The 14,336-nt window shown below is 69.6% G+C and carries 15 protein-coding genes; 2 read left to right on the forward strand and 13 right to left on the reverse strand.

Going from position 1 to position 14,336, the window contains the following annotated elements:
* Positions 1–3: 3 nt before the first annotated feature.
* Together mycP and eccD are read right to left on the reverse strand one after the other, a co-directional pair.
* The gene (mycP, locus tag ACWF82_RS14395) at positions 4–1,404 is read right to left on the reverse strand and encodes a type VII secretion-associated serine protease mycosin (protein WP_452501294.1); all 1,401 of its coding nucleotides are present in this window, start codon (positions 1,402–1,404) and stop codon (positions 4–6) included.
* Positions 1,401–2,861, reverse strand: coding sequence for a type VII secretion integral membrane protein EccD (eccD, locus tag ACWF82_RS14400; RefSeq protein ID WP_452501295.1), 1,461 nt, complete (start codon positions 2,859–2,861; stop codon positions 1,401–1,403). The genes mycP and eccD overlap by 4 nt, the downstream gene beginning before the upstream one ends.
* Before the next feature lie 158 nt (positions 2,862–3,019).
* On the opposite strand from eccD, the gene eccA reads away from it, so the two are divergent.
* Positions 3,020–4,852 carry a type VII secretion AAA-ATPase EccA gene (eccA, locus tag ACWF82_RS14405; RefSeq protein ID WP_452501297.1) on the forward strand — a complete coding sequence of 611 codons (1,833 nt, stop codon included), beginning with the start codon at positions 3,020–3,022 and terminating at the stop codon, positions 4,850–4,852.
* A 12-nt stretch (positions 4,853–4,864) separates the two neighbouring features.
* On the opposite strand, the gene eccB is transcribed toward eccA, so the two are convergent.
* A complete protein-coding gene (gene eccB, locus ACWF82_RS14410) occupies positions 4,865–6,370 on the reverse strand; it encodes a type VII secretion protein EccB (protein WP_452501299.1) in 1,506 nt (501 codons plus the stop codon).
* A gap of 117 nt (positions 6,371–6,487) precedes the next feature.
* On the opposite strand from eccB, the gene eccE reads away from it, so the two are divergent.
* A complete protein-coding gene (gene eccE / locus ACWF82_RS14415; RefSeq protein WP_452501300.1) occupies positions 6,488–8,224 on the forward strand; it encodes a type VII secretion protein EccE in 1,737 nt (578 codons plus the stop codon).
* Between the two features lie 61 nt (positions 8,225–8,285).
* Here eccE and ACWF82_RS14420 read toward each other — a convergent pair whose 3' ends face one another.
* The 10 genes from ACWF82_RS14420 to ACWF82_RS14465 all read right to left on the reverse strand — a co-directional run bounded on the left by ACWF82_RS14420 (position 8,286) and on the right by ACWF82_RS14465 (position 14,336).
* Positions 8,286–8,579, reverse strand: a complete 294-nt coding sequence (locus ACWF82_RS14420) for a type VII secretion protein EsxR (RefSeq protein ID WP_452501302.1) — start codon at positions 8,577–8,579, stop codon at positions 8,286–8,288.
* Positions 8,580–8,627: 48 nt separating this feature from the next.
* Positions 8,628–8,963 (reverse strand): WXG100 family type VII secretion target, encoded by a 336-nt coding sequence (locus ACWF82_RS14425; protein ID WP_452501303.1) that lies wholly within the window; start codon positions 8,961–8,963, stop codon positions 8,628–8,630.
* A gap of 40 nt (positions 8,964–9,003) precedes the next feature.
* The gene (locus tag ACWF82_RS14430; RefSeq protein WP_452501305.1) at positions 9,004–9,795 is read right to left on the reverse strand and encodes an ESX secretion-associated protein EspG; all 792 of its coding nucleotides are present in this window, start codon (positions 9,793–9,795) and stop codon (positions 9,004–9,006) included.
* Positions 9,792–10,772 (reverse strand): PPE domain-containing protein, encoded by a 981-nt coding sequence (locus ACWF82_RS14435; RefSeq protein WP_452501307.1) that lies wholly within the window; start codon positions 10,770–10,772, stop codon positions 9,792–9,794. Before ACWF82_RS14435 ends, ACWF82_RS14430 begins: the two co-directional genes overlap by 4 nt.
* Positions 10,772–11,074 (reverse strand): PE family protein, encoded by a 303-nt coding sequence (locus ACWF82_RS14440; protein WP_379075599.1) that lies wholly within the window; start codon positions 11,072–11,074, stop codon positions 10,772–10,774. The genes ACWF82_RS14435 and ACWF82_RS14440 overlap by 1 nt, the downstream gene beginning before the upstream one ends.
* A 28-nt stretch (positions 11,075–11,102) precedes the next feature.
* Positions 11,103–12,452, reverse strand: coding sequence for a hypothetical protein (locus ACWF82_RS14445; protein WP_452501308.1), 1,350 nt, complete (start codon positions 12,450–12,452; stop codon positions 11,103–11,105).
* Between the two features lie 2 nt (positions 12,453–12,454).
* The gene (locus ACWF82_RS14450) at positions 12,455–12,766 is read right to left on the reverse strand and encodes a type VII secretion target (protein WP_452501310.1); all 312 of its coding nucleotides are present in this window, start codon (positions 12,764–12,766) and stop codon (positions 12,455–12,457) included.
* A gap of 100 nt (positions 12,767–12,866) precedes the next feature.
* Entirely contained in the window at positions 12,867–13,163 is a 297-nt protein-coding gene (locus tag ACWF82_RS14455; RefSeq protein WP_452501311.1) for a YbaB/EbfC family nucleoid-associated protein, read from the reverse strand.
* 60 nt (positions 13,164–13,223) lie between these two features.
* Entirely contained in the window at positions 13,224–13,556 is a 333-nt protein-coding gene (locus ACWF82_RS14460) for a hypothetical protein (protein WP_452501313.1), read from the reverse strand.
* Between the two features lie 9 nt (positions 13,557–13,565).
* Entirely contained in the window at positions 13,566–14,336 is a 771-nt protein-coding gene (locus ACWF82_RS14465; protein ID WP_452501316.1) for an ESX secretion-associated protein EspG, read from the reverse strand.

Here is a 14,336-nt window from a genome sequence, read left to right on the forward strand (position 1 = left end):
CCTCTACTCGAATTCCGAATTCAGATCGGCCCGCCGCTTGCGGAACGGAAAGCCGAGTGCGGCACCGACTCCGAGAACCGTGAGCAGGGTCAGGGAGCCGATGATCGCCACCTGGCGCGGACGCGGGTCCGGCTCGGCGGGCGGCACGGGCGCCGCGATCGCGTGGCCGCGGTCGGCGCCCGCGCTCACCGGCTCGGCGGGCAGCGGCGCGGTGAGCGCGGCCAGCGGATCGATCAGTCCGGCCCCGATCGAGTCGTCGCGGCCGCGTCCCGGTGCGTGCGCGGTGCGAGTGATCCGGTCGATCACCTGCTGGGCGCCGAGTTCGGGAAACTTGGCCCGCACGAGCGCGGCCAGGCCGGCGACATACGGTGCGGCGAAACTGGTTCCGTCGACCGGTTGCACGCCCTGGGCGGTCTGCACACCGTCGACCAGGCCGGTGCCACCCGGCTTGCTGTCGAGGGAGACGATATTGCGCCCGATCGCGGCGGCCCCGACCCACGGCCCGCGCAGCGACAGCGCCGAGGGCGCGCCGTTGGCGTCCACCGAGGCCACCGACAGCACGTACGGCGTGAACCACGCTGGGGTCGGGATGGTCGAGACCGAGCTCCAGCCGGAACCCTCGTTCTGGGTCTGGCACGCGCCGCCGGTTTCCACATTGCCCGCCGCGGCGACCACGACGACATTGCGGTCGTAGGCGTATTTCACCGCGGCGCCGAGCGAGCTGTCGGCGGTGTCGGAACCGGCTGAGGTGCAAGCGACTTCGGAGATGTTGATGACAGTGGCGCCCATGTCGACCGCGCGGACCACCGCCGCGGCGAGGGTGAGCACGCTGCCGTACCCGTCGCTGCGCAGCTCACCGGGCGGCTTGGCCGCGCCTTTCCGGTCCTTCGGTTCGTAGGCGAGGCTGAGCTGGCGGATCGAGAGGATCTCGGCGTCCGGCGCGACACCGGTGAAGGCGTCGTCGGGCGATGGCTGCGCGGCGATGATGCCGGCGACCAGGGTGCCGTGGCCGTCGCAGTCGACCGTGCCGTCGGTATCGCTGACGTAGTCGCCCCCGGCCTGCAGCGCGGCCAATCGCGGATGCCGGTTGACCCCGGTGTCGATGACGGCGACTTTCTGTCCGGCGCCCCGGCTGAACTGCCAGGCGGCGGGCAGATCGAGGACCTGCTGCGCGATCGGCGGCTCGGTCGGCGCGTTCCCGCGCAGCACCGGCTCGGCGCACAGTTCGCGCTGTTCGGTCGGTTCCAGCGGGGCCGGCCTGCCGCTGAGGATCACCGCGGCCTCGAGCGCGCCGGGATCGACCGTTGGCGGGGCGATCGCGACCGCGGGTGCGGGCACGCCCGCCGCGGCCGACAGGATCGCCGCGGCACAGCTCAGCCGGACCAGGACACGGAAGCGGGTCATATGTTGCGAGCGGTCGAGTACACGTCCATGACCCACAGCGCCAGCGGGATCAGCGCGATGATGAGCAGGTATTCGAAGATCTCGATCATCCGCCTCGTCACCGGCGTCACCTCGATGTGCGGCCCGATCACGCCGAAGCCGACCACACCGAGCGCCGTGACCAAAAGCAGTGCCACCGCGACGAATTCGAGCGAATCGTGCCCGAGGCCGAGACCGGTCACCACGGCCAGCATGATCAGCGCGCCGGCGGCGATCAGCGTCGCAGCCTGCGCGAGATCGGCGTAGGAGCGGCCGCGCAGGCACAGGATGATCCCGGTGATCACGGCCAGCGCGACGCCCCCCGAATGGAACGGCCCGAACGGATCGGCCGCACCGAAGGCACCGAGACCGGCGGCGGCAGCGCAGGCGGCGACCAAACCGGTCTGGATCTGATTGGCCACCCGCGCCCGCTCGCCGAGGCCGGCGGCCGAGGGCAGCGCGATCGCGCCGATCGCGCCGATCCCCTCGATGGTCGGGCGCTGCTCATGATCGGCGGGGTCGATCGCGCCACCCGCGGTCGGCACCGGCGGTATGGGCAGCCGGGCGGTCACCGCGGCCAGCCGCGGCACCGAGGACAGCAGCACGATCGCGCCGATCAGCACGCCGGCGAACAGCTTCGGCTGTCCTGGTTCCCAGATCAGCGACACCGTCGCCGAGACAGCTCCGAACACGCTCATCGTGACCGCCGCCGCGAACAGGCCTGCCCCGGTGCCGGTCACCCGGTATCCGGCGACCGCGGCGACCAGCACCACGACACTGCCGAGCAGCACATGTGCGGCGCCGAGCTGGCCGGGCACCAGCAGCGCACCGCCGCCGAGCAGCAACAGCAGTGCGTCGAGCGACAACCAGTTCCCGGTCACCGGATCGCGGTATTTACGTGCCGCGATACCGGCCGCCGCCGAAGCCACGATCCCGGTACCGAGCAACGCGAACGCGGGCGCGAGCGGATCGCCGTCGGCGCGCGAGTCGACGAGCAGGGCGAGTGCGGCGAGGATCGCGACGGTGGCGAGCACCAAGCCCGTCCAGCGCGCCGCGGACCCCGACCAGCTGCGGAATTCGCCTGCGGTGAGCCGGGATACGGCATCGATCACATCGTCGAACAGCGCGGGCGATTCCTTGCGCGTCACGGGGCTCAGGACCAGCAGCTCACCGTCGTAGACCTCGGCCTCGGTGAGGGTGCGGCTGGGCGCCAGCGGGTCCTGCCCGAGCCGGGCGAGGGTCCAGTGCTGGGCGCGGACCGGCGCCGTGTCCTCGTCGCCCTCCGGCAGGCGGGGATCACGCGAACGGATCAACGCCACCAGATCGCCGATGAATCCCGCGATCGGCACCGTGGCCGGCAGTCCGATGTCGAGCTGCGTGTCACCCCCGATCACCGAAACCCGGCATAGTTCGGGCTCATTGCCTAACAACGTCGACACCAGTGATGAACTCTCAGTCGTAGCTGACTACTTCCGTTGCGACCACCCGGCAGCGTTACCTAATCTAACGGACAGGGCAAGCCGGCGCGATCGCAGCTTCGGTGGCCGGGTTGAACGTAATGCATACACCAGACGAAGATTTCGGGGTCCGACACCACATGCCAGACATTCGCCAAGCCCAGCGTGCCTTCGACGCAGGCGTTCTGTCGCTCGGCCTGTCCATCGATGGTCAGGAGTCCGCGCGCGACAACGAATACGCCAAACTGGCCTTCCAGCGTGCCACCGAGTGGGATCCGTCGATGTGCGACGCGTGGCTCGGCCTGGCCGCCGCCGGCGAGGTAACCAAGGAGGTGCTGTTCAACCTGCACCGCACCAGCCTCGACTCGCTCGGCCGCGAACAGCGCAGGCTCGGGCTCGCCCCGCGCGCGATGGCAGGCCGGTTCCTGCCCGGCCTCTACATCGACTACCCGCTGGCCGGGCTCACCGAGATCTGGCTGGCCTGGGCCGCCCAGCTGATCACCGATCAGGACTACGACCAGGCCGAGAAGGTCCTCGACGAGCTGGCCGCACTGCGCCGCGGCCGCGCCGACGACCCGGACAAGCAGATCGACGACCGGATCTCCACCTACATTCGCGGTGTCCTGCACTACAACACGCAACGCTGGTCGGACGTGATGACCGTGCTCGCCGGATCCGCGGACTGGAAAGACCCCTATCTGGCGACCGGCGCGCACGTGATGGTCGGCACCGCCTGCGCCCAGCTCGGCCTGTTCGGCGAGGCGATCCGCCGGATGGAAGCCGCCGAGGCGGGCCCGATCCCGTCCGCGCGGTTCACCGCCATGTACAACCGCGGGCTGTGCCTGCGCGAGGCTGGCAACGAGTCCGAGGCCCAGGCGCTGTTCGAGCAGGTCTATTCGCAGCTGCCCGACTTCGCCGCCAATACGACCGCCATGCGCGACCGCACCTTCCGGATCGTGGTCACCAGCCGCGAATCCATCGACGCCAGAACGAACAAGTGGGATCCGGCATCGGCGCCGACGCTGGCGCAGATGGACCAGGCCGACGCCGAGGACCGCGCCAAGACCGTGCTCGCCGCGGCTCGCGCCGAACTCGACAAGCAGGTCGGCCTTGCCTCGGTGAAGACCCAGGTGGCCAAGTTGCAGTCCTCGGCGCAGCTGGCCAAGATCCGCGCGGAGAAGGGCCTGTCGAGCCAATCCCGTGGCCAGCACCTGGCTTTCACCGGTCCGCCCGGAACCGGCAAGACCACCATCGCGCGGGTGGTCGCCAAGATCTATTGCGGTGTCGGCCTGTTGAAGACCGACAAGGTGGTCGAGGCCAAGCGTGTCGACTTCGTCAGCCAGAACCTCGGTGGCACCGCGATCAAGACCGAGAAGCTGATCGACAGCGCCATGGACGGTGTGCTGTTCATCGACGAGGCCTACACGCTGATCCAGACCGGCCTGTCCGGTGGTGACGCGTTCGGTCGCGAAGCGGTCGACACCCTGCTGGCCAGGATGGAGAACGACCGCGACCGTCTCGTCGTCATCATCGCCGGTTACGACGGCGAGATCGATCGGCTGCTGACCGCCAACGACGGTCTGGCGTCCCGCTTCTCCAAGCGCCTGCAGTTCCCGTCCTACACGCCCGAGGAGCTCGGCCGGATCGGCGAGATCATCGCGGGCAGCCGGGATTCGCAGCTCTCGGAGGCCGCGCTGGCGGCCCTGGTCGAATCCTGCACGTTCCTCTACGAATTGGAGAGCACCGACCAGAGCGGGCAGCCACGTCGCGGCGTCGACCTGGCGGGCAACGGCCGGTTCATCCGCAATGTCATCGAGGCGGCCGAGGAGGAACGTGAGTTCCGGCTGGCCAACGATGTCGACGTCGACCTGTCGGAGGTCGACGACGACGTGCTGATGCGCATCGAGGAATCCGATATGCGCACCGCGCTGGACAGCATCATCGCCACGCTGAACGTGGGCCGGTCGAACTGACCCGCGCAGCGGCTATTTCGTGGGGGGCAGCGAGTCGAAGCTGGTGAGCGCGTCCTTCGCGGACAGCGTCGGGCCCGGCACGAGCTGGCCGATGATCGACCACGGCGCCAGCCGCGGCTTGTCGCCGAGGCCGAGGATGACACCGGTCGCGGCGTCCGGGATGCCGTAGCGCACCCCGTTGTCGGCGACATAGAACAGCGATTCGCGGCGCGGGCTGCCCGGCTCGGTGCCGGTGACCTGCACGTACTCCCCGGAACTCGGCGTCAGGTATACCGCGTCCATGCGGTCGCCGGTGCTGTCGGCGCTCGACAGCGCGACCGGCTTCGCCGCGTCGGCCAGTGGCAGCTTGGTGCCCGTCAGCAGGGTGACGACGGCCCGCTCCCCCGGTCCGTCCACCGACTTGCCCGGTGCGGCAGCGGCTCCCGGGTTCTTCGACCAGCTGATGCAGGTCACCGGCGCGTCCTCCGCGGCCAGGACCCGCGGTGCGCGCTCCGGGAAGTCGTCGGTCGGCAGCGTGTGCACGATGGGCGTGCGGTCGAGCGCGTCCGGTGCGACGACGGCGATCTCGCGCATGCCGTGCGAGTCGGCATTGCGCAGCAGCTGCGCGGTGAACTCCGAGACCGGCTGGACACCGTCGGCCAGCACCACATACAGCGTCTCGCGGCCGTCGCGGTCGAGACCTGGCACCGAGATGATGCCGCCCACCGGCACATTCGCCAGTTTGCCCGGTCCCGGCTGCCCCGCCTGCGGGATGGTCGGCACCGCGAGCGGCGGGCCCTCGGTGGTGGCGCCGAGGAAGCCGGTGCCGATCGGGCGCGGCTTCTGCCCGGCCAGCCCGAGCGTGCGGGCGATCACCGAATCGGCGGGGTTGATCTCGGCGCGGGTGCCCTGGTGCACCAGGTAGGTCTTGTCGCCGCGGCGCACCAGCAGCGCGTCGTCGGGGCCCGCGGCCCCGATCCGGTCGCCCAGCGCGGGCTTGCCGACGATGGCGGTGGTGAGGCCGCCCGTCGCGCCCGCGGCGCTGCCGGTCGCCGAGAGCTGGGTGGTCTCGCACAGGGTCCAGTCCGAGCTGTCGCCCTGTTTGGAGCCGGGCAGGGCGGCGGGCGCTCCCGGGATGCCGAGCAGCGGACCGCGCGGCAGTGCGCCAAGCTTGTCGTCCTTGACGGCGTTCGGGGTCTCCGCCGCACCCGCGATCAACCGGGCCGAGGCCAGATTCAGCACCGGGTGCAGCGTTTTCGCGCCGTCCTTGGTCTCCACGACGACATACATGGCGCCGCTCTGCTTGCCGGTGACGATCAGCGAGTCGCCGATCGAGCCCTGCGGCTTCAGGAATCCCAGGATGGCGGCACCGGCGACGACGATCAGGCCCAGCACCGCGCCCACCATCAGCGACCGGCTCTGTGAACGCATCGGATCGTGCAGCATCCGCACATCACGTCGGATCAGCGCATGGTCGAGCCTGCGCAGAAGAAACCGATAACCGTTGACCTGGGCCTTGGTTGTCAGCTGTGCCGGCACACGCTCTCCATTGCTGCGATGATCACGTTCTCGCTCGACACGGTACCGTAATTCCGGAATTGCCCTTGACCATGATTCGACGTATGCCAGCCAGGGACAACGATTTTGAACAATGGGATGAACAGCCGGGAAACCGGTAGCGACAACGTTTACGACACCTTGCGTGATCCGGAATTCTGGCTGTTTCGCCTCTTTCCGCTGTGGGCCTGCGTGCCCGTCGCGGTACTCGCGGCCGTCGTGGCCTGGGTGGTGCTCGCCACCACGCAGTCGATTCCGGGCGCCATCGGCGCCGCGGTGGCGGTGCTGCTGATCGGGCTGGTCCCGATCCGGCGCCGTACGGCCGCTGTCCGGCTCGGCGGCTGGCTCGGCCGCAGGCTGCGCGGCCACACCGACACCCTCGACCGTGCGCCCGCCTTCGACGTGCCGCTGGCCGAGGGCGGTGGCTGTGGCGTGCGCTGGGACGGCGATCTGCTGCTGACCATGTTGCGCATCGACCCGCCGCCGGACACCCTGACCCTGCTGCGCCGCGGGACGCTCAGCGCGGATCAGCTGCTTCCGCTCACCGAGATCGCCCGCTGCCTCGATCAATTCGACGTACAGCTCGTCGGCATCGACGTGATCGCCACCGGCGCGCGCACCGCGGGCACCGGCGCGGCGGCGCACCTCTACGACCGCATCCTCGGGCCGCTGCCCGCCATCGCGCATCGCACCTGCTGGCTGGTGCTGCGCCTCGACCCGGTCGCCAACGCCTCCGCGGTCGACAAGCGCGGCGGCGGCGCCGAGGGCGCGCTGCGCACCATGATCATCGCCACCCGCCGGGTCGCCAATCGGCTCGCCACCCACGGCATCGACGCCGCCGTGCTCACCGCCACCGAGATGAACAGCGCGGTGCGCCAGCTCACCCACGGTTTCGACCCGGCGCAGCTCACCGAGTCCGCCTACGGACTGGCAGGCGAGCACCGGCATCTCACGCACTATCAGCTGACGGCGCCGATGATCGGCACCAACGGCCTGGCCGAGATCTGGGCGACACCGAGCCTGTCGACGACGGTGACGCTGCGCCTGCACCCCGGCTCACGGCGCACCGGCCGCCGCGACGACAAGGCGGGCACCGTCGTGCTCAACGCCGTTGTCCGCTTCGACACCCCGGTGCCGCTCGACGAGCGGCCGCTGCCCGGCCTGCGTGAACTGCCTGGCAGCCAGCGCCGAATCCTGCTCGACACCTTGCCGATCGGCGCCGCCGACGACCTCGGCGGCCGCGACGGTTATCGCGGCACCCTCGCCGCGCTCACCGACATCGCCGTCCCGACCACCGGCTGCGGCCAGCTCATCGGCGCCGACGAACAGGGCCAGGGCATCGCGGTCCCGCTGATCGGCGAGGGCACCCGCCACGTCGACGTGATCGGCAATCTCGACCTCGCCCAGCAGGTGGTGCTGCGGGCAACCGCCCTCGGCGCGCACGCGGTCGTGCACACCACGCGCCCGCAGGCATGGCAGTCGATGGTGGCGAATCTGGCTACACCGCAGCTGCTCTCGATCGCTCCGCGGGCCGCGGGTGCGACGCCACAGCCGCAGCCGGGCCCGCCGCCGGTGCCCGCGGCGCCGTATCCGACCACCACCGTGCTGGTCTACGACGGCATCGCGCCGACCGCGCATCTCGGTGGCGCCACGATCGTCGAGGTGCGCACCAGCGAACGCGAACCCGATGCCGTCGAACCGGATGTCACCCTGGTGCAGGATCCCTTCGCGCCCAACCGGATCACCGTGCGCACCAGCACCGGCAGCGCGACCGTCACAATGGTGACCACGCCGGACGAAATGCATTACATCGGTGAATCACTCGCCGCACGCTGAGTGAGACGGCGAAGGCCGGCCGGAACGCGAATTCCGGTCGGCCTTCGTCGAATTCGGGATTTCAGAAATCCGCGAAACCGTCGCCGACCTTGCCGTCGGCCTCGAGGGCGCGATTGAGCGCCAGCTCGACCTGGGCTGCCAGGTCGTCGAGCTGCTTGAGGGTGTCCTTGAGCTCGCCGGTGACGGCCGTGTGCGCGATATCGAAGTTGGTGTGCGCGTTGTCACCCTGCAGGGCGGCCTTGAAGTTGGTGGCCGCGGTCTCCAGCTCGGAGATCTCGCCCTGCATCTTGCTTCCGTAGGTCTGCAGGTCGCTGAACAGCTCGTTCATCGCCTTGGGGTCGTAAAGAATGGTCATGCTCTAGTTCCTTGTCGTATCGAAACCGGTTGTGGTCGAGGCGAACGATCAGACGCCGAGGTTGGTCGTCGGGGCCGCACCGGTGGAGCCGCCGCCACCGCCGAGACCGGCCTGGTCCATGTTCACGATGGTGGTCTTGCCCGTATTGATGGCTTCGTTGAACCGGTCGAACTTCTGGTTCAGCGCGTTGGCCTCGTCGTGCCACAGGTTGGCGACCTCGACGAACTTGTCGTGCGCGTCACCCTTCCAGCCGCGAACGACGGCCTGGGCGGCGTCGTCGATCTCGTTCACCGAGCGACGAAGGTTGTTGATCGTCTCTTCCAGCGCGGTGACGACATTGTTTACGCCACCGGCTTCTACACCAACTGATCCCTGAGGGGGCATTGTCGAACCTTTCCTTCTTGATGGATGACACGGGAGATGGCTATACGGGCTGCCACCCCCCACCGGGAAGCCCCTCGAGGAGCGCACCGACCGCCTGGCTGAGGCGGTGGTCGGTGCCCGGCGTGATGGTCGACCACACTTGCCCGTCGGGCGCCGTCATCGGCGCGACGACGATCCGGCCGCGCGCGGTGTCGTACACCGCGACCGCGCCGGGGGCTCGGGTGGTCAGCCCGTCGTGGTGGACGGAGGCAGTGATCTCGGTGTAGCCGTGGCAGGAGCCGAAGGCCGCACCGAGCACTGTCGCTTCGTGCGCGTCGATACCGAGCGCGTACATCGCGTCCACGTAGTCGGAAGTCGTGGTGGCGGCGTCTAGGCGCCGCGCGAGGTCGTCGGCCGCGACGCTGACCGTGCTGATCTCGGCCTGCGGGCAGGCGGTCAGCGCGGTGAGCAGCAGCCGGGTGAGTTCGCGGTCGGACCCGTCGATGCCCGGCGCGGAGATCTCGAACAAGGATCCGGTCCTGGTCGCGACGGCATGCCGGGAACCGCGGCGCGCCAGGCAGATCCGGTGCCTGCCGTCGTCGCGGTAGCTGCGCGCGGCCAGTTCGGCCTCGGGTTGGGCGAGGGTGAACAAGGCGTCGGCCAGTCCGGGATCGACGTCGCCGTACCCGTCGAACACGCCCCTGGCCGTGAGTTCGGCGACCGCGCCGTCGCGGGCGGTCTGCCACGCCTCGAACGTGTCCTGCTGCGGTCCGACGGCCAGGACGAGCGGCAAGGTCTGCACGCCGAGGCGTTCGGCGACCGCGAGCAGCGAGTCGTTGGTCAAGGTGGTCATTCCGCACCACCCGATCGCGCGGTCCCGGCCTGCGGTGCGGCACGCTCGACGACACCGAGGACCGCTGGTGCGGCCTGGATTTCGCCTTCGGCCACCAGCTGATCGGATTCCTCGTAAGCCAGACCGGCGCGCGGGAAACGGGCCGCGTCCTGGGCTGCCGAGACAGGCGCCATCGCGCCGGGCACGACGGGCGCAGCGTGCCCGGTCGCGGCGGCGACCGGTGTCGGCTGCGCGGCCGGAGCGACGGCGGCCGTACCGGACTGCACGAAAACCGGGGCGCGATACGCGGTCTGCACGGGTGCGGGCATGACCGGGATTCCGCCGAGCCCACCCATCATGCCGATGCCAGGCATCGCCGGCGGAATAGCGGCCGTGGTGCCCGGTGCGCCGCCCTGCTCGGCGATCAGCGCCGCCTCGGGCACGATCGGCGGTGGCGGCACGTGCAACCACGGGCTCGCCAGCGGCTCGGTGGCGGCCTCGTAGCTGCGCATCACCCGCGAGGCAACAGCTTTGGCGACATCGGCGTCGGCGTCGGTCTGGGCCGCGATGGCCTTGATCGGGGCGCCGAGCGCGGTGCCGATCTGTTCCACCGCCTTCTGCATGGCGGCGATCGCGGCGATATCGCCCGAGTTGGGCATGGCGCGGGCGGCCACCTCGTAGGCGAGGACTTGCGCCTGCATCCTTGCCGCGTTGGCCGTCGCGGCGGCCGCCGTCTCCAGCAGCCAGTCGCGCAAGGTGGAAACCCGTTCCCACACTTCGTCACTGCGCCCGGACTGCCAGGATCCGCGCAGCGTGTGCAGCACCTGCTCGTAGTCGAGCACGGCCGCGCCGAACGCCGCGGCGAGGCGCGTCCAGGCGGCGGCCGCGTCGGCCATCGGCATCGGTCCGGGACCGGTGGTGAGCTCGGTGGCCAGCCGTTGCGGCTCGCGCGCCTCCCACACCACACCGGTGAAACCGGGCTGCGGTGGTTCGATCATCAGGCAGTGAAGCCGCTCGTGTTGCCGGTCTCCATCTGATCGAACTCGGCGACCTGCGCCCGCAGGGTGGCGGCGAGCTTGCTCATCTCGCGCGCACCCGATTCGGCGTTGGTCAGATAGTCGTCGGCGACGCCGTTGGACGTGGTCGCCGCTCGCGCGGAGACCTCGTCGACGCCGGCGGGCGCGACGTGCAGTGCGGGCGCGACGGCGGTCAGCTCGGTGGAGAGCCGATCGACGATGGCGTCCAGTGCCGAGGCGGCCTTGGCCGCTGCGGCCGAATCGAATTCGAAGGTGTTGCTCATTGCCACTCCTGTCGTGGTCGTACCCGCGTCACAGTGTGAGTTCTTTGTCCGGCGGTGCTTCGGTGGTTGCCGGCTCGGCGGCGCCGACCACCGGCATCGACACCCCGGCGATCTGGCCGACGACCTCGTCGCCGTGATGGCCGGTGACCATCTGCGTGTGCACGGCCTCGTTGCCGCCACCGTCGACCGCTCGTGCCATCGGCCCGCCCGCGGCGCCCGCGCCCATCGGCATATAGCCGGGAGCGGACGAGGTGGCCGTGGTCGTCGCGCCGCCCGAGGTCCCGGCGGATCCGGTGGCCGCTGCGCCGCTGAGTCCGACGGTGGACATGCCGCTGCCGCGACCGCCCTGCCACGGGCTCAACGGTGTCGCCGCGGCGGCGGCAGCGCCACCGATACCGCCGATGGCACCCATGCCGCCGCCACCGCCCGAGCCCACCATGCCCTCGGCGGCCGTGGCGTCGTCGGCGGAGATCGGGTCGCCCGTGGCGGTGGTGTCGGTGGTGGAGTCGCTGTTGGTTGTCGTCGACAGCGAGCTGACCTGTTCGGCCAGCGAACCGAACGAGGAGACAGCCGTGCTCGCGGTGCTGATCAGCGGCGTGATCATGCTCATCAGCTGCGACAGCGACTCCGAGGAGTCGACACCGGTCGGGGCGTTGGTGACCTCGACCTTTTCGCCCGCCTGCGTCATCTGCGCACTGTGCCCGATCAGTTCGCCCTTGGTCTGGGCGGTGATCGCCAGCGCCTCGGTCATCGCCTCGACCGTCGCCGCGACCAGCACGCCCTGCCCGACCGGGGTCAGCGCGTAGAGGGGTGCCAGCGCCACCGTGGCCGAATAGCGCGCGATCACCACACCCAGCTTCGCCGCGCCGGTCGCCACACTGCCCGCCGCGCCGGTGAGCACGGCCTTCTCCTGGGTGCTCTGGGTGGCCAGCTTCGCGCCGTCGGTCTGCGCTGCTGTCGCTTTCGTCGTCGCCTCCGACGCCGCGGCGCTCTGCCACAGCGACATCACCGTCTGCAGCGCCGTCGAGCCGAGCGACATCACCGTGCTCAGCACCGAATTGACGTTCGACAGCACTTCGGTCGGATCGACCGAGGTGTCGGTGCCGGAACTGGTGCTGCCGAGCTGACCGGTGCCGAACGCGGACGCGAGCTGGGTGAGCGGCTGCATCAGCGCGGTCAGATCGATCGTCGGCAGCGGCGGCATCTCCGGCAGCTGTACGACCTGCGGTAGCTGCGGAAGTTGCGGCAAGCCCATCGACGTCAGCGCCTGACCGACCGGCTGATCCAGCAGCGGAGCCAGCGAGCTACCGCGCATCAGCTCCAGCACCGTCGGATCCAGCGATGCGCCGTTCGATGGAACTCCCCCGGGAAACGTCATGACTACCTTTTCACCGCGGCGATGCCGAGCTTGCCCGCCGCGTCGGCGCCCTCATAAGTCGACGCCGCCTGGGCCGCGGTCAGCGCGGTGCCCGCGTGCACGGCCGCCAGCTCCGCCACCGAGGTGAGGTGGTTGGCCTGCGCGTAGGCGAACGACAGCAGGAATTCCTGGCCGATCAGGCCGAATACCGGCACGACCGCGGCGACGGTCGCCGCCTGATCGACGGCACCGGCCTGCGCGACACCGGCGGCCATCGTGGCCGAAGCACCCGCGTAGGCACGAACTGCATCGGGAACTACCGCAACGTGATTCATGACCATCGTCCAATCTCGAAACAGCCCATGGTGTTTCGTTACTTTATCTACCCGTTCCAGGCCGGCGCTACGCATCGTGCCGGTGAAGCTCAGCTGAATCTCACGTGCCCGCTTCGTTGAACGCCGTGATCAGGCCCGCCCGGTCGGCATAGGCTCGGTAGACGGCCGCGCGCGCGGTATCGACCAGTACCCGCTCGAAACTCGCGGGGGTCAGCTTGCTGATCGCCCCCGAGAACTCCAGCCCGACCAGCGCACCGTTGCCGTCGACCGTCACTGTCACCGCGCCGTCGGGCGAGGTCTCCTGCGCGCGGATGCCGTTGGTCGCCTCGCTCAGATCCTGCAGCCGGTACAGCTGCCCCTGCACGCGCGCGATGAGTTCGTCCATCGTCTCGACCATCTCAGCTGACCTCCTCCTGGTCGACAATCTTTGCGGGTTACCTACGAGATCGGCTGCGATTCATACCGAACGCAGCCAGCTCTCCGGCTCGGTGTCGTATTCCTGCTCCTCGACGATCTCCGCCGCCGCGACCTCGGCCTCGGTCGGCAAGCCGGTCGCCGCGAGCAGACCCGAATCGAACCCGGCCTCGGCCAACTGGTTTCGCCGCGCCAATCCCGCCCGCTTCGCCGACTTCTGGCACAGCCGCAGGACCTCGGCCGCCAGCGCGCCCGGATCACCACGCAACTGATCGGCATCGATGGTGATGCCAACCGGCAGCCCCTGTTCGGTGGTGCGCACCTCGATCCCGCCCGTCAGCGACGAGGCGGTGAACTCGGTAGGAAACTCGTCCATCTGCCCTCCCTACGCCCGATCATCCTTGATGGCTCTGACAACTTCGGCGATCTGGGAATTGATCAGCGACACCAGGCGCCTGCGATCGGCGGGAACGGCCCGGGCGGGCGAACCGGGAACGATCACGTACCGGCCGTCGTCGACCACATCACGCCACACTAGATACAGGCGCAGAACGCCACGGGGGCCGAATCTCGACCATCCCTGTTCGATCTCGATGGTGCCGGCCAGATCATCGGGTTCCCGCAGGAAATCCGCACCCCGCGTGGCCGAATCGTCGCTGTCCTCATGGACGAGCGAGCGGCCGTAGGAGAAGTCGATGTCGGCGTCCGCCGCGTCGATCAGCTCGAAGTCACGCCGTCGGCCCGCTTCCGCGGTGGGAAACACCGTAGCCACCGCATCGCCCAGCGACAGCGCCTCGTGCCGGGTCACGGTGAAGCCCGCCGAGTCGCTCATGGTTTCGCCGGGCCGCTGCACCACGACGAAGGCGTCCTCACCCTTGCGGACGGCGAGCACCCGCAGGGATCGCTTCGGATTCGCGGGGTCGCGACCATCGATCCCCCGCGCGATCAGGCGGATATCGGGCTTGGTCAAGGCTTCGATGAGCAGGTCGAGTTCGGTGCCGCTGCGGCGCCGCAGCTCCTGCCACGCCTCACGTTTGATGCGCAGGCTCTCGTCATAGTCCTGCACGACGCCACGATAGGTGAGCGGGTCGGGCAGGCCCGCCTCCTTCAGCTCGCTCCACATCGCGGCGAACTCGACGGGCGTGAACTCCAGCAC

The sequence above is a fragment of the Nocardia sp. NPDC055053 genome (genome assembly GCF_053608285.1).

What these genes read in the sequence shown, in the direction of transcription:
- eccE (WP_452501300.1), top strand. Translation starts at nt 6,488, where the DNA reads ATGAACAGCCGGGAAACCGGTAGCGACAACGTTTACGACACCTTGCGT.
- eccA (WP_452501297.1), top strand. Translation starts at nt 3,020, where the DNA reads ATGCCAGACATTCGCCAAGCCCAGCGTGCCTTCGACGCAGGCGTTCTG.
- ACWF82_RS14445 (WP_452501308.1), bottom strand. Translation starts at nt 12,452, where the DNA reads ATGACGTTTCCCGGGGGAGTTCCATCGAACGGCGCATCGCTGGATCCG.
- mycP (WP_452501294.1), bottom strand. Translation starts at nt 1,404, where the DNA reads ATGACCCGCTTCCGTGTCCTGGTCCGGCTGAGCTGTGCCGCGGCGATC.
- ACWF82_RS14425 (WP_452501303.1), bottom strand. Translation starts at nt 8,963, where the DNA reads ATGCCCCCTCAGGGATCAGTTGGTGTAGAAGCCGGTGGCGTAAACAAT.
- ACWF82_RS14420 (WP_452501302.1), bottom strand. Translation starts at nt 8,579, where the DNA reads ATGACCATTCTTTACGACCCCAAGGCGATGAACGAGCTGTTCAGCGAC.
- ACWF82_RS14460 (WP_452501313.1), bottom strand. Translation starts at nt 13,556, where the DNA reads ATGGACGAGTTTCCTACCGAGTTCACCGCCTCGTCGCTGACGGGCGGG.
- ACWF82_RS14440 (WP_379075599.1), bottom strand. Translation starts at nt 11,074, where the DNA reads ATGAGCAACACCTTCGAATTCGATTCGGCCGCAGCGGCCAAGGCCGCC.
- ACWF82_RS14430 (WP_452501305.1), bottom strand. Translation starts at nt 9,795, where the DNA reads ATGACCACCTTGACCAACGACTCGCTGCTCGCGGTCGCCGAACGCCTC.
- ACWF82_RS14435 (WP_452501307.1), bottom strand. Translation starts at nt 10,772, where the DNA reads ATGATCGAACCACCGCAGCCCGGTTTCACCGGTGTGGTGTGGGAGGCG.
- ACWF82_RS14455 (WP_452501311.1), bottom strand. Translation starts at nt 13,163, where the DNA reads ATGGTCGAGACGATGGACGAACTCATCGCGCGCGTGCAGGGGCAGCTG.
- ACWF82_RS14450 (WP_452501310.1), bottom strand. Translation starts at nt 12,766, where the DNA reads ATGAATCACGTTGCGGTAGTTCCCGATGCAGTTCGTGCCTACGCGGGT.